This window comes from Polaromonas jejuensis NBRC 106434, assembly GCF_001598235.1.
GTDB classification, from domain to species: Bacteria; Pseudomonadota; Gammaproteobacteria; order Burkholderiales; family Burkholderiaceae_C; genus Polaromonas; species Polaromonas jejuensis.
The window spans coordinates 129,510-149,324 of record NZ_BCYO01000002.1 but is presented as its reverse complement, the minus strand read 5'-3'; the positions used below and the strand labels follow the sequence as shown (position 1 = coordinate 149,324).

The 19,815-nt window shown below is 62.8% G+C and carries 21 protein-coding genes and 1 tRNA gene; 16 read left to right on the top strand and 6 right to left on the bottom strand.

From position 1 onward, the window contains the following. Window positions 1-72 precede the first annotated feature (72 nt). Complete coding sequence (locus PJE01S_RS25475; protein ID WP_068831695.1) at window positions 73-606, bottom strand: hypothetical protein; 534 nt, start codon at window positions 604-606, stop codon at window positions 73-75. A 279-nt stretch (window positions 607-885) separates the two neighbouring features. Between PJE01S_RS25475 and PJE01S_RS03145 the strand changes: the two genes are divergently transcribed. Further along, window positions 886-1,701 carry a DUF6502 family protein gene (locus PJE01S_RS03145; RefSeq protein ID WP_218017489.1) on the top strand — a complete coding sequence of 272 codons (816 nt, stop codon included), beginning with the start codon at window positions 886-888 and terminating at the stop codon, window positions 1,699-1,701. Window positions 1,702-1,723: 22 nt separating this feature from the next. Continuing rightward, window positions 1,724-3,043, top strand: a complete 1,320-nt coding sequence (locus PJE01S_RS24975; RefSeq protein ID WP_157090207.1) for a DUF5666 domain-containing protein — start codon at window positions 1,724-1,726, stop codon at window positions 3,041-3,043. Between the two features lie 165 nt (window positions 3,044-3,208). On the opposite strand, the gene PJE01S_RS03135 is transcribed toward PJE01S_RS24975, so the two are convergent. The 3 genes from PJE01S_RS03135 to PJE01S_RS03125 all read right to left on the bottom strand — a co-directional run bounded on the left by PJE01S_RS03135 (window position 3,209) and on the right by PJE01S_RS03125 (window position 6,407). Then, a complete protein-coding gene (locus PJE01S_RS03135) occupies window positions 3,209-4,024 on the bottom strand; it encodes an ABC transporter ATP-binding protein (RefSeq protein ID WP_068831693.1) in 816 nt (271 codons plus the stop codon). Window positions 4,025-4,132: 108 nt separating this feature from the next. Then, on the bottom strand, window positions 4,133-5,113 hold the full coding sequence (gene ntrB / locus PJE01S_RS03130; RefSeq protein ID WP_068831692.1) for a nitrate ABC transporter permease: 981 nt from the start codon (window positions 5,111-5,113) through the stop codon (window positions 4,133-4,135). Between the two features lie 49 nt (window positions 5,114-5,162). Then, on the bottom strand, window positions 5,163-6,407 hold the full coding sequence (locus PJE01S_RS03125; RefSeq protein WP_068831691.1) for a CmpA/NrtA family ABC transporter substrate-binding protein: 1,245 nt from the start codon (window positions 6,405-6,407) through the stop codon (window positions 5,163-5,165). On the opposite strand from PJE01S_RS03125, the gene PJE01S_RS24970 reads away from it, so the two are divergent. Next, window positions 6,406-6,600 carry a hypothetical protein gene (locus tag PJE01S_RS24970; protein WP_157090206.1) on the top strand — a complete coding sequence of 65 codons (195 nt, stop codon included), beginning with the start codon at window positions 6,406-6,408 and terminating at the stop codon, window positions 6,598-6,600. The two genes, PJE01S_RS03125 and PJE01S_RS24970, sit on opposite strands and share 2 nt — an antisense overlap. 132 nt (window positions 6,601-6,732) lie before the next feature. Here the strand turns inward: PJE01S_RS24970 and PJE01S_RS03120 are convergent, their stop codons facing one another. Continuing rightward, complete coding sequence (locus PJE01S_RS03120; RefSeq protein WP_068831690.1) at window positions 6,733-7,365, bottom strand: ANTAR domain-containing response regulator; 633 nt, start codon at window positions 7,363-7,365, stop codon at window positions 6,733-6,735. Between the two features lie 142 nt (window positions 7,366-7,507). Here PJE01S_RS03120 and tsaD point away from each other — a divergent pair, with 142 nt between their 5' ends. Further along, a complete protein-coding gene (gene tsaD / locus PJE01S_RS03115) occupies window positions 7,508-8,569 on the top strand; it encodes a tRNA (adenosine(37)-N6)-threonylcarbamoyltransferase complex transferase subunit TsaD (protein ID WP_068831689.1) in 1,062 nt (353 codons plus the stop codon). A 23-nt stretch (window positions 8,570-8,592) separates the two neighbouring features. Here the strand turns inward: tsaD and PJE01S_RS03110 are convergent, their stop codons facing one another. After that, window positions 8,593-8,994, bottom strand: coding sequence for an Hsp20/alpha crystallin family protein (locus PJE01S_RS03110; RefSeq protein WP_068831688.1), 402 nt, complete (start codon window positions 8,992-8,994; stop codon window positions 8,593-8,595). A 129-nt stretch (window positions 8,995-9,123) separates the two neighbouring features. Here PJE01S_RS03110 and PJE01S_RS03105 point away from each other — a divergent pair, with 129 nt between their 5' ends. The 12 genes from PJE01S_RS03105 to PJE01S_RS03050 all read left to right on the top strand — a co-directional run bounded on the left by PJE01S_RS03105 (window position 9,124) and on the right by PJE01S_RS03050 (window position 19,815). Further along, window positions 9,124-10,401 carry a branched-chain amino acid ABC transporter substrate-binding protein gene (locus PJE01S_RS03105; RefSeq protein WP_068831687.1) on the top strand — a complete coding sequence of 426 codons (1,278 nt, stop codon included), beginning with the start codon at window positions 9,124-9,126 and terminating at the stop codon, window positions 10,399-10,401. A gap of 55 nt (window positions 10,402-10,456) precedes the next feature. Next, window positions 10,457-11,653, top strand: coding sequence for a pyridoxal phosphate-dependent aminotransferase (locus PJE01S_RS03100; RefSeq protein WP_068831686.1), 1,197 nt, complete (start codon window positions 10,457-10,459; stop codon window positions 11,651-11,653). 176 nt (window positions 11,654-11,829) lie between these two features. Continuing rightward, the gene (rpsO, locus tag PJE01S_RS03095) at window positions 11,830-12,096 is read left to right on the top strand and encodes a 30S ribosomal protein S15 (protein ID WP_068831685.1); all 267 of its coding nucleotides are present in this window, start codon (window positions 11,830-11,832) and stop codon (window positions 12,094-12,096) included. A 208-nt stretch (window positions 12,097-12,304) separates the two neighbouring features. Beyond that, window positions 12,305-14,422, top strand: a complete 2,118-nt coding sequence (pnp, locus tag PJE01S_RS03090) for a polyribonucleotide nucleotidyltransferase (RefSeq protein WP_068831684.1) — start codon at window positions 12,305-12,307, stop codon at window positions 14,420-14,422. A gap of 75 nt (window positions 14,423-14,497) precedes the next feature. Further along, window positions 14,498-15,484: an NAD(P)H-quinone oxidoreductase gene (locus PJE01S_RS03085; protein WP_068831683.1), complete on the top strand. Its 987-nt coding sequence runs from the start codon at window positions 14,498-14,500 to the stop codon at window positions 15,482-15,484. 11 nt (window positions 15,485-15,495) lie between these two features. After that, window positions 15,496-16,257, top strand: a complete 762-nt coding sequence (gene tpiA, locus PJE01S_RS03080) for a triose-phosphate isomerase (RefSeq protein WP_281178548.1) — start codon at window positions 15,496-15,498, stop codon at window positions 16,255-16,257. A 33-nt stretch (window positions 16,258-16,290) separates the two neighbouring features. Further along, a complete protein-coding gene (gene secG, locus PJE01S_RS03075; protein WP_068831681.1) occupies window positions 16,291-16,716 on the top strand; it encodes a preprotein translocase subunit SecG in 426 nt (141 codons plus the stop codon). 119 nt (window positions 16,717-16,835) lie between these two features. Beyond that, window positions 16,836-16,920, top strand: a tRNA-Leu gene (locus tag PJE01S_RS03070). A 108-nt stretch (window positions 16,921-17,028) separates the two neighbouring features. Then, window positions 17,029-17,388: an NADH-quinone oxidoreductase subunit A gene (locus PJE01S_RS03065; RefSeq protein WP_068831680.1), complete on the top strand. Its 360-nt coding sequence runs from the start codon at window positions 17,029-17,031 to the stop codon at window positions 17,386-17,388. A 38-nt stretch (window positions 17,389-17,426) separates the two neighbouring features. Then, the gene (locus PJE01S_RS03060) at window positions 17,427-17,906 is read left to right on the top strand and encodes a NuoB/complex I 20 kDa subunit family protein (RefSeq protein WP_068831679.1); all 480 of its coding nucleotides are present in this window, start codon (window positions 17,427-17,429) and stop codon (window positions 17,904-17,906) included. Beyond that, window positions 17,906-18,526 (top strand): NADH-quinone oxidoreductase subunit C, encoded by a 621-nt coding sequence (locus PJE01S_RS03055; RefSeq protein ID WP_068831678.1) that lies wholly within the window; start codon window positions 17,906-17,908, stop codon window positions 18,524-18,526. Before PJE01S_RS03060 ends, PJE01S_RS03055 begins: the two co-directional genes overlap by 1 nt. Before the next feature lie 35 nt (window positions 18,527-18,561). Next, window positions 18,562-19,815: an NADH-quinone oxidoreductase subunit D gene (locus tag PJE01S_RS03050; RefSeq protein WP_068831677.1), complete on the top strand. Its 1,254-nt coding sequence runs from the start codon at window positions 18,562-18,564 to the stop codon at window positions 19,813-19,815.

Below are 19,815 nucleotides of genomic sequence, written 5' to 3'. Positions count from 1 at the left end.
CTGCGACCGCGCAGGCGCATGCCCTGACCGCCGGCTTCCGGGATGTGGCATCACGCCGTCCGGCTATTGCCGTTACCGGCGAGCCGTGTCATCGGCCCCGCGACCCCGACCCCGACCCCGACCTTGATTGTCGGCATCGCGAGCCATTTCAGCGGCTTCCTTCTTGGCCTTCTCGACCTTCTCCATCTCGGCCTTCTCGGCCTTTTCGACCTTCTCCATCTCGGCCTTCTCAGCCTTCTCCTTTTCGGCCTTCTCGGCCTTCTCGGCCGCTTTTTCCGCTGCTTTTTCCGCCTTCTCGGCCGCTTTTTCCGCTGCTTTCTCAGCCTTATCGGCTGCTTTGTCGGCGTCACGACCGCGATGGTCTGCCGCGTTGTCGGCGCCGCGACCTTGGCTACTGCTGGCGCTGGCACCGCCCCGGCCGCCTGAGCCGCCGCCAGAACTACCACTGCTGCCGCCACTACCACTGCTTCCACCGCCGCCGCCGCCACCACCTCCGCCACCACCGCCACCGCCACCGCCACCGCCGTCGCGGGCCATGGCCGGCACGGTCAGACCGACAGCGACTACCGTGGCGACCGCCATCGCAATTTTCCTGAAGTTGAACATGGCAAATTCCTTTTCTAAAACTAAAACGTGGATACGCCTGGAGCGTGGAGAAATCAAACCTTGTTGATGGGGCCAGTGCCGTTGGGTCACCTGATCTGCACTTGCCGGCTTCTCGTTCGCTCCGTATGTACGTGTAATTATTTCCCACGTACGCCCAAACAATATGTGGAAGAAAATCCCGCGTCAATGATTTTTGTGTAACTATTTCCCACGTTTGCTGCTATATTGAAGTCGCACAAATCAATTTTTCAGATGCAAACTCCACCCACCACCGCGCCAATGCCTGCGTTCGTCCTGGCCTTGCGTCGCGTCTTGCGCCCTCTGGTCCGGCTGATGCTGGCGCGCGGCATCACCTACCCCTATCTTTGCGACCTGCTGAAAGCGCTTTTTGTGGAAATTGCCGACAAGGATTTCCGCATCGACTCGAAACCGCCCACCGACAGCCGCGTGAGCCTGGTCTCGGGCATCCATAGAAAAGAGGTGAATCGCCTGCGGCAGGAAATGGCCTCCGACGTCGAGATCGTGCCCTCGGTGGTTTCGCTGGGGGCGCAACTGGTGGCCGTCTGGCTGGGCTCTCCGCAGTACCTAGATGAAAACGGCGGTCCCCGGCCGCTGGCCCGCTTTGCCAGCGAAGGCGGGGATTTGTCCTTCGAGGCCCTGGTGGCCGGCGTGAACAGCGACATTCGTTCACGCGTGGTGCTCGATGAGTGGCTGCGTCTGGGCATGGTGCGATTCGATGAACAGCGCCGGGTATGCCTCAACGTGCAAGCCTTTATTCCCGCCGAAGGCTTTGACGAAAAAGCGTTTTATTTCGCTCACAACCTGCATGACCATGCCGCCGCGGCCGCCCACAATCTGATGGGCGGGGCGCCGCCGTTTCTGGAGCGCAGCGTTCACTACGACGCGCTCGGCGCGGGCTCCATCGCGGCATTGTCAAAGCAGTCTGAACAGGTCGCCATGAAGGTCTTGCTGGAGCTCAACAAGAGCGCCATCGCCCTTGAAAAGGCCGACGCGGCAGACACCGCGCCCCGGCAGCGCATGACCTTTGGCGTCTACTTCTACACCGAGCCGGCGACGCCGGCCAAAGATGGCTGACCAAGCGCCACAGGAGGCTGCTGTGAATACCCGCACCCATTCCTTGTCCTCTCGAGCCTTGAGTCAGGCGGTGGCTGGCCTGCTTGCCGTGTTCGTCGTCTGTGCGCCCGTGCAGGCACAAAACATGTGCGACACCCAGGCGTCCCTGGTCAACCCCGCTGCCCAGCAGCCCGGCGTTGGCGGCACCGGTGCGCCAATGCTCGCCGGGCCGACGCTGACGGGTGGCGTTGCCGGGAACGAGTCAGCCGGCAAGGACGTGGTGGCGGGGCGCCCCGGCATAGGCGGCACCGGCATCCGCAACGGCGATAACGGGGGGATAGGCGGTACCGGTGTGGTGGGCGTGATCACCGGTTTTGCGAGCATTTGCGTCAATGGTGTGGAGGTGCATTACGACACCAGCACGCCGGTATTTGCCGATGGCCGGACGGCCACGGCGCGTGAGCTGGCAGTCGGACAGCTGGTGGCCGTGCGGGCCTCGGGCACCGGGGCCCAGCTCAGTGCGCGCAACATTGCCGTGCTGCATGCCGCCGTCGGCCCGCTGAGCCGCGTTGACGCCAGCACCGGCCAGCTTGAACTGCTGGGCCAGACCGTACGCGCCAGCGATCCAGGCGCTCTGAAAAACCTGAAGGCCGGTGACTGGGTCGAGGTCAGCGGGCACCGCCTGTCCTCGGGTGAAGTGGCGGCCTCGCGCATTGAGCCGCAGGCGGCGCGGGAACAGGCGCAGATCACCGGGCAAATCGGCCAGGTCGATGCCGATGCCGCTGGCTTCACCCTGTACGGTGCCCGAATCAGCCTGGACACCTTGAGCCTGCCAGCTGGCGCTGTCCCGGGCGCTGAGGTGCTGGTGCGCGGTCGCTGGGACGGCAGCCGTCTTGTCGCGCAGGAGATGCAGGTTGACCCGACACGCCAGACAGTGGGGCAGGTGGACAGCGTGGTGATTGAGGGTTATGTGCATGCCATGCGTGGGCGCGAACTCAGCGTGGGCCATGACGTGGTGACACTGGCGCCCAATGTGCAGATTTCCGGCAGCAGCGCCCTGACGGTCGATCAGCGGGTGCAGATCAGCGGCAGGGTGGGTGCAGACCAGCACATTTTGGTGGACAGGGTGTATGTCAAGGGGGGCGGATCGGGCGGTGGTCTGGGCAGCAGCGGTAAAAGCAGTGATAGTCAAGGCCGCTCGGGCGGCAAGGATGGTTCGGAGAGCAGCGGTTCGCAGAAGGGATCGGACGGCAGCGGCCGCTCTTCGGGCTCCAATTCCGGCTCATCCGGTAGCGGCTCATCTGGCGGCGGTGGTGGCGGTAGCGGCGGTGGTAGCGGTGGTGGTAGCGGTGGCAAGAAATGATCGCCTGCAATGCTTTTGCCTTCCAGACTTCATGCGTGCCGTTTCCTGTGCCTGCCCCTGCGCAAAGGCGTGCCGGCATGCGCACGCCTGGATGCCCGCTGGTGAATGGCCGATGATGGCTGATGTCGCCGACGGGGTCATCTCTGGCCCCGGCGGCGCTGGACTTCAGGCCGTCAGCTTTTCAACATGCGCCTGGCGCGTGTACAAAAAGTCAATCACCGCCTTGCGGTACTGCTGATAGGGCGCGCTTTCGGCCAGCGCCACCCGGTCGCGCGGGCGCGGCAAATCCACGCGCAGCACTTCGCCAATCGTGGCCGAAGGCCCGTTGGTCATCATCACGATCTTGTCGCTGAGCAACACGGCTTCATCGACGTCGTGCGTCACCATCACCACCGTGCTCTGGGTGTTGGCCACGATCTGCAGCAGCTCGTCCTGCAGCTTGGCGCGGGTCAGCGCATCGAGCGCGCCGAAGGGCTCGTCCAGCAGCAGCACCTTGGGCTCCATCGACAGCGCGCGGGCAATGCCGACGCGCTGCTTCATGCCGCCGGAGATTTCGCCGGGCCGTTTTTGGGCGGCGGGGCTCAAGCCGACCATGGCCAGCGCTGCATCGGTACGGGCTTTTAGTTGTGCCTTGTTTTCGTTTGCCGAGAACACGCGTTCGACGGCGAGGTACACGTTTTCAAAGCAGGTCAGCCAGGGCAGCAGCGAGTGGTTTTGAAACACCACGGCGCGCTCCGGGCCGGGGCCGGCGATTTCGCGGTTGGCGCACAGCAGGCTGCCCTGGGTCGGCGTCGTCAGGCCGGCAATCAGGTTGAGCAGGGTGGACTTGCCGCAGCCCGAGTGGCCGATCAAGGCGACAAATTCGCCCTTGGTCACCGTGAGGTTGATGTTCTGCAGGGCGCGGAACGGGCCTTTTTTGGTCTTGAAGGTCTGCTCGACGCCGTGGATTTCGATGTATTTGGTGGAAAAGGATTCGCTCATGATGTGGCTCCGATTTTTGCGAGGACCACCGCGGAACCGGCTTTGCCGGGCCGCTGGTGGTGCCCCCTTGAGGGGGAGGCGCCGAAGGCGCTTCGGGGGAGGGCTTTCTTAGTTCTTCACTTCTTCAAACGTGAAGGCGGTGGCCAGCTTGATCAGCGCGTATTCGAGGATCAGGCCGACGATGCCGATCACAAAAATCGCGATGATGATGTTCTTGACGTTGAGGTTGTTCCACTCGTCCCAGACCCAGAAGCCGATGCCGACGCCGCCGGTCAGCATTTCGGCCGCCACGATCACCAGCCAGGCGGTGCCGACCGCCAGGCGCACGCCGGTCAGCATGTAGGGCAGCACGGCCGGGAAAAGAATTTTCGTGACGATCTTCCATTCGGAAAGATTCAGCACGCGCGCCACGTTCATGTAGTCCTGCGGCACGCGCTGCACGCCCACGGCGGTGTTGATGATCATGGGCCAGATCGAGCAGATGAAGATGGTCCAGATGGCGGCCGGGTTGGCGCCCTTGAACACCAGCAGGCCGATCGGCAGCCAGGCCAGCGGCGAGACCGGGCGCAGCAGGCTGATCAGCGGGTTGAACATGCGGCTCAAAAAGGTGAAGCGGCCGATCAGGAAACCGACCGGAATGCCGACGATGGCCGCCATGCCGAAGCCCATGGCCACGCGCTTGAGCGAGGAGAGCACGTTCCAGCCCACGCCCTGGTCGTTGGGCCCCTTGCTGTAAAACGGGTCGCTGAAGATCTGCACCGCCTGCGTGAACGTGTCCTTGGGCGAGGGGATGCTCGCGCCGGTGCCCATGGACACCAGCTCCCAGACCAGCACCAGCAGGCCCAGGCCCAGCAGGGGCGGCAGGATGCCGAGCCAGAGAGCAGAGGCATCCCACTGCCGCCTGGCGGTCGGCGGGGCGACCGGGGGCGCGGATATGGCCGGACTCGTCATGTCATTTTGGGCTGTGGCGCCCTTTTGATGGGCGGAGTCAGCTATCAAATGTGTAGCGCTTGATTCTCGGGTTCTTTCGCCGCCGCGGGCAGCCTTCGCTGCGGCCTCCAGCGAGTTGTGAAATACGGCACTGACCATGGCATCACCTCTTTCCAAGTGGAATATTCAATGAGAGTTCAAGAGCGCTTCAGGCGTGGACCTTGAAGCCGTCGGCGTACTTTTTCGGGTCCTTGCCGTCCCAGACCGTGCCGTCGATCAGCTTGCTGGTGCGCATGGCGTCCTTGGGCACGTTCACCTTGGCGGCGGTGGCCGCCTGCTTGTACAGGTCGATCTGGTTGATCTGTTTGGCCACGGCCAGGTAGTCCGGGTGCTCCTTGATCAGGCCCCAGCGCTTGTGCTGGGTGAGGAACCACATGCCGTCGGTGAGGTAAGGGAAATTCACCGCGCCGTCGTTAAAGAACTTCATGTGGTTCGGGTCGTCCCAGGTCTTGCCCAGACCGTTCTGGTAGCGGCCCAGGATGCGCTGGTTGATGGCGTCCACGCTGGTGTTGACATAGGCCTTGTCGGCGATGGTCTCGGCCATCTTGTTTTTGTTGGCCAGGCTGGCGTCGATCCATTTGCCGGCCTCCAGGATGGCGGCGGTCACGGCGCGCGCGGTGTTGGGGTATTTCTTGGTGAACTCGGCCGTGGTGCCCAGCACTTTTTCAGGGTGGTCTTTCCAGATGTCCTGCGTGGTCACGGCGGTGATGCCGATGCCGTCCATGATGGCGCGGTGGCCCCAGGGCTCGCCGACGCAAAAGCCGTCCATGTTGCCCACGCGCATGTTGGCCACCATCTGCGGCGGCGGCACGGTGATGACCTTGGCGTCCTTCATCGGGTTGATGCCGTTGGCGGCCAGCCAGTAGTAAAGCCACATGGCGTGCGTGCCGGTGGGAAAGGTCTGGGCAAAGGTGTATTCGCGCTTGTCGCTGGCCATCAGCTTGGCCAGGCCAGCGCCGTCCACGGCGCCCTTGTCGGCGATTTTTTTCGACAAGGTGATGGCCTGCCCGTTGTTGTTCAGGTTCATCAGCACGGCCATGTCTTTCTTGGGGCCGGCCGTGCCCATGTGCACGCCGTAGACCAGGCCGTAGAGCACGTGGGCAAAGTCGAGCTCGCCGTTGACCAGCTTGTCGCGCACGCCGGCCCAGCTGGCCTCCTTGGTCGGGATGATGGTCACGCCGTATTTCTTGTCTATGCCCAGCACCGAGGCCATCACCACCGAGGCGCAGTCGGTCAGCGGAATGAAGCCAATCTTGACCTCCTTTTTTTCCGGCGCGTCCGAGCCCTGGGCGTAGACGGCGGCGCGCAGCGCGGGGTTGAGGCCCACGGCGCCGACGGCGGCGGCCTGCAGCACGGTGCGGCGGGTCAGGGAGGATTTCAGCAGATCGGTCATGTCAGCGACTCCAGAAGGTAAAGAAACGAAAACAAAAAAGGCGCTCGACCCGGACCGCCACATTGAAGAGTGGCAGCAGGGTGCGAACGCCTTTGTTCCTGGGGCATCAGCCACTTCGCCGTTGAAGTGGAAAGCCCGATGCCTAGGTCAGAGCAAAAGCCGTGCCAATCTGTTTTGCGCCGGTGTGGCCTGAAAATATCAAGGAAATAGGCCTCTAGCCCTTGATTAACGGGCGCAGGAGGCTATTGAATTAATAGCAGGCAGGCCTGGGGCCGGATTTTTGCGGGTGCGCACCGTCGTTGTGCGCTGCACCATTTCGGCTGCTTCAGCCTAGTAGGTCGGCGACGTCCAGCATGCGCTGGGCCACTTCGGCCAGGCGCAGGCCCTTGTCCATCGCTGCCTTGCGCAGCTTTTCATAGGCCGCCTGCTCCGAGAGGCCCTGGCGCTGCATCAGCATGCCCTTGGCCCGGTCTATGACCTTGCGGTCATTCAGCTCGGACCTGGCGTCGGCCAGCTCGCGGCGCAGGCCCTGCTCGTGTTCGAAGCGTGCCATCGCCACATCCAGGATCGGGCGTATGCGCGTAGGTTCCAGCCCGGCCACGATATAGGCGCAGACGCCGGCGGCCACCGCGTCCCGGACATGGCGGGTGTCATCGTCGTTGGTGAACAGCACAATCGGGCGGCGCTCGTCACGCGTGGCCATCACCACATGCTCCAGCGCGTCCCTGGCCTCGCTCTCCGCGTCCACAATGATCATGTCGGGCTGCAACTGCGCCAGCCGCTCACGCAGAAAAGTGTCCACCGGCAACACCGCCACGATGTTGTAGCCGTTTTCAAGCAGGCCAATGCGCAGCTGGCGTGAACGCTCAATCAGCGCCAGCCCGGCCTCATCCGCAGCATCGGATGCAGATAAATCCGGCGCAATCACGACCAGGCGCAAGGAATGGGGCGTTACCATGCCAAAACTAAGCAAGATTCGCGCCAGGATGGTAGGCCGGTGCACCGCTTGGCCTGCATTTCTCGGGGCCGGGCTGAGGCTGGCTTCGGGCCGCTGGCCCGGTCTGGCGTCCGGAAATAGCGCAAACCTTACACTTGGGGCGATGCTAGTCCTAGGAATTGAATCGAGTTGTGACGAAACGGGTGTGGCGCTGGTGGATGCCGGCGCCCAACCGCTGCCCCGTCTGCTTTCCCACGCCCTCTACAGCCAGATCGACATGCACCAGGCCTATGGCGGCGTGGTGCCGGAGCTGGCCAGCCGCGACCATATCCGGCGTGTGCTGCCGCTGACGCGGGAAACCATGAAAGAAGCGCAGCGCTCCCTGGCCGAGGTCGATGTGGTGGCTTACACGCGCGGGCCCGGCCTGGCCGGTGCCTTGCTGGTGGGGGCGGGCGTGGCCTGCTCGCTGGCGGCGGCGCTGGGCAAGCCGGTGATGGGCGTGCACCATCTGGAGGGGCATCTGCTGTCGCCTTTTCTGAGTGCCGACCCCCCTGAGTTCCCCTTTGTGGCGCTGCTGGTGTCGGGCGGGCATACCCAGCTGATGCGGGTGGATGGCGTCGGCAGTTACGAGCTGCTCGGCGAAACCATTGATGACGCCGCGGGCGAGGCCTTTGACAAGTCGGCCAAGCTCATGGGCCTGCCCTATCCAGGCGGGCCGCATTTGTCGAAACTGGCGCAGCAGGGCGATGGCGCGGCCTTCAGGCTGCCCCGGCCGCTGCTGCACAGCGGCAACCTTGATTTTTCGTTCGCCGGCCTGAAAACCGCCGTGCTGACGCAGGCCAAAAAACTGGGCGATGAACTGGAGGCACGCAAGGCGGATCTGGCGGCCTCGACGCAGGCCGCCATCGTGGAGGTGCTGGTGAAGAAATCACTGGGCGCCATGGCGCAGACCGGGCTCAAGCGCCTGGTGGTGGCGGGCGGCGTGGGGGCCAATGCCCTGCTGCGCAGCCAGCTCAACGCGGCCTGCCGGCAGCGCGGCATCCGCGTGCACTACCCCGAGCTGCATTTGTGCACCGACAACGGCGCCATGATTGCCATGGCGGCCGGCATGCGCCTGCAGGCCGGGCTGGTGAAACTGGAGGTGCTGCAGCGCGGCTACACCTTTGATGTGAAGCCGCGCTGGAGTCTTTCCGCGCTGCAGCCCGAGCTGGCCGCCGCGCCTTGAGGCGACTGGCTATGAACGCCGGTTTACTGGATGGCCAGCTGGCTCACGTTGCTGACCGGAATTTTCTTGGCCAGGCTCAAGCTCAGCACGCCGTTTTCGAGCTTGGCCGTGCTGGCCGCCACATCAATCTCCAGCGGGAAGCGCCAGGCCGCCTTGACGCTGCGCGGGGCATCGGCCTTGCTGGTAACGCGCACCACATCGCCTTCAATGTCTATGCTCAGCTGCTCCCTGGCCAGGCCGGGAACGTCGAGCTGCAGGCTGTAGCGGGTTTCCTCATCTTCCACGCTGGCGGCTTTGGCGCTGCTCGCGTCGGCCAGCCCGGAGAGGGTGTCGCTGAGGAATTTTTCCAGGGCGCCGTGACCTGCCGCGGGCGAGAAGTTGCGGTTAAACGTGTGGCTGGAACGGGGCGCGAGGGTGTAAAACATGTGGACTCCTTTGGATGAAGTGCTTAGAGGATTCCCCTTGCACTGCGCGGCGTTCACCATGACTGCCGCATGCTCTTCAACTAGGCATGTCACCGACTTATTCAAGCTGAGAACCGGATCTATTTTTTTATGCAAAAACTCTTGAAACGGGTCGCTGCGGCCCTATGTCTCGGCGTTTCGCTGCTGGCCCAGGCGCAGCCGGCCACCCCGCCGGCCTCCCTGCCGCCTCTGCGGATTGCGCTGATTGAAAGCCTGTCCGGCTCCTTTGCCAACACCGGCGAAGCCGTCTTTCGCAACCTGGTGTGGGCGACCGAGCGTGTCAATGCGCGCGGCGGCGTCAAGCTGGCCAACGGTTCGCGCATGCTGGTGGTGGAGCGCTACGACAACAAGGGCCAGAACGAAGAGTCGCTGGCGGCCTTGCGCTCGGCGATTGACGACGGCGTGAGCATCATTGCGCAAGGCAACTCATCGGCCGTTGCCGCGGCGCTGATTGATGCCATCAACAAACACAACCAGCGCGAGCCGGGCAAGCGCGTGCTGTTCCTGAATTATTCGGCGGTCGATCCCAGCCTGACGAATGAGAAATGCAGCTACTGGCATTTCCGCTTTGACGCCCATGCCGACATGCGCATGGCCGCCCTGATGGATGTGCTCAAGGACGACAAGGCGCTCAAGCGCGTCTACCTGATCGGCCAGGATTACAGCTTTGGCCAGGCGGTGCTGCGCGAGGCGCGCCAGCAGCTGGGCGCGCAGCGCCCCGACGTGCAGATCGTGGGCGACGAGCTGCACGCGCTCGGGCGCGTGAAGGACTTCATTCCCTACGCCGTCAAGATCAAGAGCAGCGGCGCGCAGGCCGTGCTGACGGGCAACTGGGGCAACGACCTGACGCTGCTCATCAAGGCGGCGAAAGAGGTCGGCTACGAAGGCAAGTTCTACACCTTTTACGGCAATGCGCTGGGCGTGCCGGCCGCGCTGGGCGATGCTGGCGTGGGCAAGGTGATCGCGGTGGCCGACTGGTTTCCGAATGCCCCGGGGGCTCAAGCGGAAGCCTTCTACCGGTCTTTCCGCCAGCGCTTTCCCAGGCCGGAGGACGACTATGTGCACATGCGCATGCAGATGATGATCGAAGCCCTGGCCCAAAGCCTGGAGAAGGCCGGCGCGACGGATGCCGCTGCCGTGGCGGCCCAGATGGAGCGGGCCACGGTGAAGTTTTCGGGCTATCAGGGCGCGATGCGGGCCGCCGATCACCAGTTCCAGCAGCCGCTGCAGGTGGCGATGATGGGCAAGCAGGGCGCGCCCGGTGTGAAGTTTGATGTCGAGGGCTCGGGCTACGGTTTTCGTGTGATCAAGACGATTGCGGCCGAGCGTGCCGAGCAGCCATACAGCTGCAAGATGGTGCGGCCCTAAACTTGCTGAAACCGCGGGTCCCTCCAGGTAATACCGTAAAAATTGAAAGGCGCACATGAGGCAGGCAGTTTTGAATCTTGAGGAGTCGATGATTCGCCAGGTGGCCAATGCCGGCATGGGGCGCAGCGATGTGCTCAAGTTCTGGTTTGGCGAGAGCGATGAGGTCACGCCGGCCTTCATCCGCGAGGCGGCCATTGCGTCCCTGCAGCAGGGCGAGACTTTTTACGCGCACAACCTCGGTTTGCCGGAATTGCGCGAGGCGATCGCCCGGTATGCGACGTCCCTGCGCTGCCCGGGCGCTGCGCCCATTGGCGCCGATCGCATCGCCATCACCTCGGGCGGCGTGAATGCCCTGATGCTCGCCGTGCAGGCCCTGGTGAACGCCGGCGACGAAGTGGTGGCCGTGACACCGGTCTGGCCCAACCTCACGGCGCAGCCCGCCATCATGGGCGCCGATGTGAAGTGCGTGAGCCTCAAGCCGGTGGCCGGTCAATGGCAGCTCGACATGACGGAACTGCTGGCCGCGATCACGCCCCAAACCAAACTGCTGATCGTCAACGCGCCCAACAACCCGACCGGCTGGACCTTGAGCCGGGCCGAGCAGGAAGCCATCCTGGCGCACTGCCGCAGCACCGGCACCTGGATTCTGGCGGATGAGGTCTATGAGCGTCTTTATTTCGAAAAGACGCCGAACGGCTGCGCGCCGAGTTTTCTGGATATTGCCGCGCCGCAAGACCGTCTGGTGGTGGTGCACAGTTTTTCCAAGAGCTTTTTGATGACCGGCTGGCGCCTGGGCTGGCTGGTCATGCCGCCGGCCATGACGCCGCACATGGGCAAGCTGGTCGAGTTCAACACCTCCTGCGCGCCGGTGTTTATCCAGCGGGCCGGCCTGGCGGCCCTGCAGGGAACCGGCGATGTCACGCCGCAGCTGGTGGCGCACCTCAAAACCTGCCGCGACACGCTGGTGCCGCTGCTGCAGGCGGTGCCGGGCGTGGAGGTGGCGCCGGCCAAAGGGGGGATGTACGCCTTTTTCCGGCTGGCAGACCAAAGCCGTTTTGCCGACTCGCTGGAGACCGCCAAGCGGCTGGTGGCGGAGGCCGGGCTGGGGCTGGCGCCCGGCAATGCCTTCATGGTGAATCCCGGCCCAGAGGCCCAGGGCTGGCTGCGCTGGTGTTTCGCCAGCCGGGATGTCGCCAGGCTGGGGCAGGGTGTGGATAGGCTGAAACATTGGCTTAGGGCCTGTTCACCCTAAAACGCACGCCCGTTTTAGGGTGAACAGGCCCTGGGCTATAATCCAAGGCTCTGCGTTTAGCGGGGCTGCTTGAAAAAGTAGCCGGCTCAAGGCGGAGAACACGACGAAAGCGGTCAAGTCCCAATAGTGGGAACACTGCTTCGCTCGCAAGTGCACACAGTGCAAGAGGAAAATACATGATTGCAAAATCAATCAAGGCCGAGATTGTCAAGGACAACGCCCGCGCTGCCAACGATACCGGCAGTCCTGAAGTTCAAGTGGCGCTGCTGACCGGCCGCATCAACGAACTGACCCCCCATTTCAAGGCCAACGCCAAAGACCACCACGGCCGTCGCGGCCTGCTGCGCATGGTGAGCCGTCGCCGCAAGCTGCTGGACTACCTGAAGTCCAAGGACGCAAGCCGTTATGTTGCCCTGATTGCCAAGCTTGGCCTGCGTAAGTAAGCGATAAACCCAACAGGAAGCGCCTGAGTTAGTTCACTAGCTCAGGCGTTTTTTACTTCGGAGCAAGGCAAAACGAGCACGCGCTGTGTCATTCCACAAGAAAAGCCCTGAAAATCAGGCGTTTTGTGGAATGGCATCGTGTTCAGCCAGCTGTCACTCCGGGCCTCCCGCGCTGCCTCAAGCGCGTGAATTTAGTGGAGAAAAGAACATGAGCATTTTCAATAAAGTCACCAAATCCTTCCAGTGGGGCCAGCACAAGGTCACCATGGAAACCGGCGAAATCGCACGCCAGTCCAGCGGCGCCGTCGTCGTTGACATGGACGGCACCGTGGTGCTGGCCACCGTGGTCGCCAAGACCGATGCCAAGCCCGGCCAGGACTTCTTTCCGCTGACCGTTGACTACCTGGAAAAAACCTATGCCGCCGGCCGCATTCCCGGCAGCTTCTTCAAGCGCGAAGGCCGCCCCAGCGAATTCGAAACGCTGACCTCGCGCCTGATCGACCGCCCGATCCGCCCGCTGTTTCCCGAAGGCTTCTTCAACGAAGTGCAGGTTGTGATCCATGTGCTGTCGCTGAACCCTGAAGTCGAAGGCGACATTCCCGCGCTGATCGCCTCCAGCGCCGCGCTGGCGATTTCCGGCATCCCGTTCAACGGCCCGATCGGCGCCGCCCGCGTGGCCTACATTGACGGCCAGTACGTGCTGAACCCCGGCAAGACCCAGCTCAAAGACTCCAAGATGGACCTGGTCGTGGCCGGTACCGAAGCCGCCGTGCTGATGGTCGAGTCCGAAGCCCAGCAACTGTCCGAAGAAATCATGCTGGGCGCCGTGGTGTTCGGCCATGAGCAGGGCAATATCGCGATCAACGCGATCCATGAACTCGTGCGCGATGCCGGCAAGCCTGTCTGGGATTGGCGTGCTCCTCCCAAAGACGAAGTGCTGATCGCCAAGGTCGGCGCGCTGGCCGAAGAAAAGCTGCGCGCTGCTTACCAGATCCGCAACAAGCAGGCTCGCACCCACGCCACGCGCGAAGTGACGACCTGGACCAAGGCGGGCCTGAAGGCCGAAGGCGTTGAATTCGACAGCGTCGCCGTTGACGGCATGCTGTTCGACATCGAAGCCAAGATCGTGCGCAGCCAGATCCTGGCCGGCGAGCCCCGCATCGACGGCCGCGACACGCGCACCGTGCGCGCCATCGAAATCCGCAACAGCGTGCTGCCGCGCACCCACGGCTCGGCCCTGTTCACGCGCGGCGAAACCCAGGCGCTGGTCGTGACCACGCTGGGCACCGAGCGCGACGCGCAGCGCATCGACGCGCTGTCCGGCGACTACGAAGACCGCTTCATGCTGCACTACAACATGCCTCCGTTCGCCACCGGCGAAACCGGCCGTGTCGGCAGCCCGAAACGCCGCGAGATTGGTCATGGGCGGCTTGCGAAGCGCGCCCTGGTCGCCGTGCTGCCCAGCAAGGAAGAATTCCCCTACACCATGCGCGTGGTCAGCGAGATCACCGAGTCCAACGGCTCCTCGTCGATGGCTTCGGTCTGCGGCGGCTGCCTGTCGCTGATGGACGCCGGCGTGCCCATGAAGGCCCACGTGGCCGGCATCGCCATGGGCCTGATCAAGGAAGACAACCGCTTCGCCGTGCTGACCGACATCCTGGGTGACGAAGATCACCTGGGCGACATGGATTTCAAGGTCGCCGGCACAACCTTCGGTATCACCGCGCTGCAGATGGACATCAAGATCCAGGGCATCACCAAGGAAATCATGCAGGTCGCGCTGGCCCAGGCCAAGGAAGCCCGCATGCACATCCTGGGCAAGATGCAGGAAGCCATGGGCGAAGCCAAGGCCGAAGTGTCCGACTTCGCACCGCGCCTCTACGTGATGAAGATCAACCCCGAGAAGATCCGCGACGTGATCGGCAAGGGCGGCGCCGTGATCCGCGCGCTGACCGAAGAAACCGGCACCCAGATCAACATCGAGGAAGACGGCACCATCACCATCGCCTCCACTGACAGCGCCAAGGCGGACGAGGCCAAGCGCCGCATCGCCGAGATCACCGCCGAAGTCGAAATCGGCAAGGTCTACGAAGGCGCCATCACCAAGATCCTGGACTTCGGTGCACTGGTCAACCTGCTGCCCGGCAAGGACGGCCTGCTGCACATCAGCCAGATCGCCCACGAGCGCGTGGAGAAGGTCACCGACTACCTGAGCGAAGGCCAGATCGTCAAGGTCAAGGTTCTGGAAACCGACGAAAAGGGCCGCGTCAAGCTGTCCATGAAGGCCTTGCTGGACCGCCCGGCCCAGGACCAGGACCGGGGCTGATCCTCTCTGCTATTTATTTTGTAGCTGCCGACGCCCGAATAGCGGGTGCTGGCGGCACAAATTATCTGGAAACCCATGAGAACCGTTGAAATTACCTCCTATGGCGCGCCCGACGTGCTGCGCCTGGGTGCCCGTCCCGCGCCGCTTGCTGGTGCTGGCGAGGTGCTGATCCGCGTGAGCGCCAGCGGCGTGAACCGGCCGGATGTGCTGCAGCGCACGGGCAACTACCCGGTGCCGCCCGGCGCGTCCGACATCCCCGGCCTTGAGGTGGCGGGCGAAATCGTGTCCGGCGATGCTCAGGCCATGGCGGCGGCCGGCTTCAAGATTGGCGACCGCGTGTGCGCCCTGGTGGCTGGCGGTGGCTATGCCGAGCTGTGCGTGGCGCCCGTCGGCCAATGCCTGCCGGTGCCGGCCGGCCTGAGCGATGTGGAAGCGGCTTCGCTGCCGGAAACTTTCTTCACCGTCTGGAGCAATGTCTTTGAACGGGCCCGCCTGCAAGCCGGCGAAACCCTGCTGATCCAGGGCGGCTCCAGCGGTATCGGCGTAACCGCCATCCAGATGGCCAAGGCGCTGGGCGCCACGGTGCTGGTGACGGCAGGCAGCGACGACAAGTGCGCCGCCTGCGTGGGCCTGGGCGCCGACCATGCGATCAACTACAAGACCTCCGACTTTGCGGAAGAAGTCAAAAAGCTGACGAATGGCCGCGGCGTCGATGTCATTCTGGACATGGTCGCCGGCAGCTACGTGGCGCGTGAAGTCGAGAGCCTGGCCGAAGACGGCCGTCTCGTGATCATCGCGGTGCAGGGCGGCGTCAAGGCCGAAATCAACGCCGGCCTGGTGCTGCGCAAGCGCCTGACCGTGACCGGTTCAACCCTGCGTCCGCGCTCGCTCGAATTCAAGACCGCCATTGCCAGGGCGCTCAAGGATAAAGTCTGGCCACTGTTGGCCAGCGGTGCCATCAAGCCCGTGATCCACAGCACTTTTGCGGCCGCCGATGCGGCCCAGGCCCACACGCTGATGGAGTCCAACCAGCATGTCGGCAAAATCGTTTTAACCTGGTAATGGCAGGCAAGATGAAGAAGCTGATTGCAGGCAACTGGAAGATGAATGGCAGCCTGGCGGCCAACGAGGCCCTGCTGGGCGCGTTGGCGCAGGGGCTGGCTGCCAACAAGCCGTCTTGCGACATTGCCGTGTGCGTGCCTGCGCCTTACCTGGCGCAAGTACAGGCGCTGAAATCCGTCCAGCCCGCACTGTCAACCGTTGGCGTGGGCGCGCAGGATGTGTCGGCGCAAGCCTCGGGTGCCTACACGGGCGAGGTCAGTGCCGGCATGCTCAAGGACTTCGCTTGCCGTTACGCGATTGTCGGCCACTCCGAGCGCCGCCAGTACCACTTCGAGACCGATGCGCTGGTGGCCGAGAAGGCCAGGGCCGCGCTGGCGGCCGGCATCACGCCCATCGTCTGCGTTGGTGAGACATTGGCCGAGCGTGAAGCCGGACACACCGAAGAAGTGGTCAAGCGCCAGCTGGCCGCCGTGATTCACGCCAACGGGCACTGCATCAGTGAGATCGTGGTGGCCTACGAACCGGTGTGGGCCATAGGTACCGGCAAGACTGCCTCGCCTGAAGAAGCGCAGGCCGTGCATGCCGTGCTGCGGGCCCAGCTCAAAGCCGCGACCGATCAGTCGGCGCGTGTGAAAATCCTCTACGGTGGCAGCATGAATGCGGCCAATGCGGCAACGCTGCTGGCCCAGCCCGACATTGACGGCGGCCTGATTGGCGGCGCCTCGCTCAATGCCCCGGATTTTTTAAAGATTATTGCTGCAGCCCAGGTGTGACGGGCGCAGTACGCTATTAAATTAGGAGTAAGTATGAACGTTGTATTGACCGTTATTCTCGCAGTGCAAATGCTGGCGGCGCTGGGCATGATTGGCCTGATCCTGGTGCAGCACGGCAAAGGCGCCGACATGGGCGCAGCGTTTGGCAGCGGCAGCTCGGGCAGCCTGTTTGGCGCCAGTGGCAGCGCCAACTTCCTGTCGCGCACCACCGGCATTCTGGCGGCGCTGTTTTTCGCCTGCACCCTGATGCTGGCTTACTTCGGCAATGCGCAGCCGCGCACCGGCTCCAGTGTTCTGGAGGGGGCGGCCGTGACGGCGCCTGTTCCTGGAGCAGCCGCGAGCGCGGCTTCCGGCGCGGCTCAAATCCCCGGAACCAGCGCACCGGCAACGTCCAGTGCTGCAGTTCCTGCGCCACCCGCACCCGCTGCGTCGGGCGCCGGGCAAATTCCTACGAAATAAGCTGATAAAGCCGTCGCTTCCAGTGGGAGTGGGCGGATTTCAGGGTAAACTCTAAGACTGTCCGGAAAGCCAAAAACTGCAAAGTTTCCTCATGCCATCCGGGCAGCTGAATAAAAACCGCGGACGTGGTGAAATTGGTAGACACGCTATCTTGAGGGGGTAGTGGCGAAAGCTGTGCGAGTTCGAGTCTCGCCGTCCGCACCAGATAAAAGCATCGGCAGCACCGCTCCGGCGATGCTGTCGGTTCAAACGGTAAGCTGTACAGGCTGCGCAAACAACTGCGCAGGCCGCTGTCCAGAAGTTGAATCCACGATGAACCTCGATCAATACCTCCCTGTTTTCCTGTTTATTCTGGTCGGCGTGGGTGTCGGTGTTGCGCCGCAGGTGCTGGGCCGTTTGCTGGGCCCCCATCGTCCCGACGCTGAAAAAAATTCCCCTTACGAGTGCGGCTTCGAGGCCTTCGAAGACGCCCGCATGAAGTTCGATGTGCGTTACTACCTGGTCGCCATCCTCTTTATTCTTTTCGACCTTGAAATCGCGTTTCTTTTTCCCTGGGCGGTTGTGCTCAAGGAAATCGGTCCGGTGGGTTTCTGGTCAGTCATGATTTTTCTGGCCATTCTGGTCGTGGGCTTTGTCTACGAGTGGAAAAAAGGTGCGCTGGACTGGGAATGAAAAAGACCCGCTAGGGTTTTTGCCAAAAAGGTACGGGTATGTCACTTGAAGGTGTTTTCAACGAAGGCTTCATGACCACGAGCTATGACTCGGTGGTCAACTGGGCCAAGACTGGCTCGCTCTGGCCCATGACCTTCGGTCTGGCTTGCTGCGCGGTTGAGATGATGCACGCCGGCGCGGCGCGATACGACATCGACCGCTTCGGCATGCTGTTTCGCCCCAGCCCGCGCCAGTCTGATTTGATGATCGTCGCCGGCACGCTGTGCAACAAGATGGGGCCGGCCCTGCGCAAGGTCTACGACCAGATGGCCGAGCCGCGCTGGGTTTTGTCCATGGGCTCGTGCGCCAACGGCGGCGGGTATTACCACTACAGTTATTCCGTGGTGCGCGGTTGCGACCGCATCGTGCCGGTGGATGTGTATGTGCCGGGTTGTCCGCCTACCGCCGAGGCGCTGCTGTACGGGATCATCCAGCTGCAGCAAAAAATTCGCCGCACCAACACGATTGCGAGGGCCTGATGCAGTCCTCTTCCTCTTCCTCGCCGGCTTCCGCCCGGCAACTTGGCGATACCCTGGCCGCAGTGCTTGGCGCCAAGGTCAAAAATGTGCAGATCGCGCTCGGTGAAGTCACGGTGACCGTGGCCGCGGCCGATTACCTGGCTGCGGCAACCCTGCTGCGTGATGCGGCAGGCTGCCAGTTCGAGCAGCTGATTGACCTTTGCGGTGTGGACTATTCCGAGTACAAGGACGGCCGGTACGACGGCTTGCGCTACTGCGTTGTCTCGCACTTGCTCTCGGTCAGCCTGAATCAGCGCGTACGCCTCAAGGTGTTTTGCCTTGATGACGATTTTCCTGTCATTGATTCGGTCAATGGCATCTGGAATTCCGCGAACTGGTTTGAGCGTGAAGCCTTTGACCTCTACGGCATCGTCTTTGAAGGGCACAACGACCTGCGCCGGATCCTGACCGATTACGGTTTCATCGGCCATCCTTTCCGCAAGGACTTCCCGACCACGGGCCATGTGGAAATGCGTTACGACCCCGAGCAAAAGCGCGTGATTTACCAGCCGGTCACCATCGAGCCCCGTGAGATCACGCCGCGCGTGATCCGCGAGGACAACTACGGTGGCCTTCAATAAGCCGTACCGACAAGTACACCGGCAAGAGATACGACATGGCTGAAATCAAAAACTACACGCTCAACTTTGGACCGCAGCATCCTGCCGCGCATGGCGTTCTGCGCCTGGTGCTGGAACTCGACGGCGAGGTGATCCAGCGCGCCGATCCGCACATCGGTCTGCTGCACCGCGCCACCGAAAAACTGGCCGAAAGCAAAACCTATATCCAGTCGCTGCCCTACATGGACCGGCTCGACTACGTGTCGATGATGTCCAACGAGCATGCGTACTGTCTGGCCATCGAGAAGCTGCTGGGTGTCGACGTTCCTATTCGTGCGCAATACATCCGCGTGATGTATGCGGAAATCACGCGTCTGCTCAATCACCTGCTGTGGCTTGGCGCGCATGGTCTTGACTGCGGCGCGATGAATATCCTGATTTACTGCTTCCGCGAGCGCGAAACCCTGTTTGACATGTACGAAGCCGTCTCCGGCGCACGCATGCATGCGGCGTATTTCCGGCCGGGCGGCGTCTACCGCGACCTGCCGGACAGCATGCCGCAGTACAAGGTCAGCAAGATCAAGAACGCCAAGGCGATTGAGGCGCTGAATGAAAACCGCCAGGGTTCACTGCTTGATTTCATCGATGATTTCGTGACCCGCTTTCCCAAGCTCGTTGACGAATACGAAACCCTGCTGACCGACAACCGCATCTGGAAACAGCGCACGGTCGGTGTGGGTGTGGTGCCGCCCGAGCGCGCCCTGAACCTCGGCTTCACCGGCGCCATGCTGCGCGGTTCCGGCGTGGCTTGGGACTTGCGCAAGCAGCAGCCCTATGACGTGTATGCGCACATGGATTTTGACATCCCGATCGGCAAGACCGGCGACTGCTATGACCGCTATCTGGTCCGCGTCGAGGAGATGCGCCAGGCCAACCGCATCATCAGGCAATGCGTGGACTGGCTGCGCGTCAATCCCGGCCCGGTGATCACCAGCAACCACAAGGTTGCCGCACCCGATCGCGAATCCATGAAGTCCAACATGGAAGAGCTGATTCACCATTTCAAGCTCTTCACCGAAGGTTTCCATGTGCCCGAGGGCGAAGCCTATGCGGCGGTCGAGCATCCCAAGGGCGAGTTCGGCATTTACATCGTCAGCGATGGCGCGAACAAGCCTTACCGCCTGAAGATTCGTCCGCCAGGCTTTCCGCATCTGGCCGCCATGGATGAAATGTCGCGCGGCCACATGATCGCCGATGCCGTTGCCGTGATCGGCACCATGGACATTGTGTTCGGTGAAATTGACCGCTAA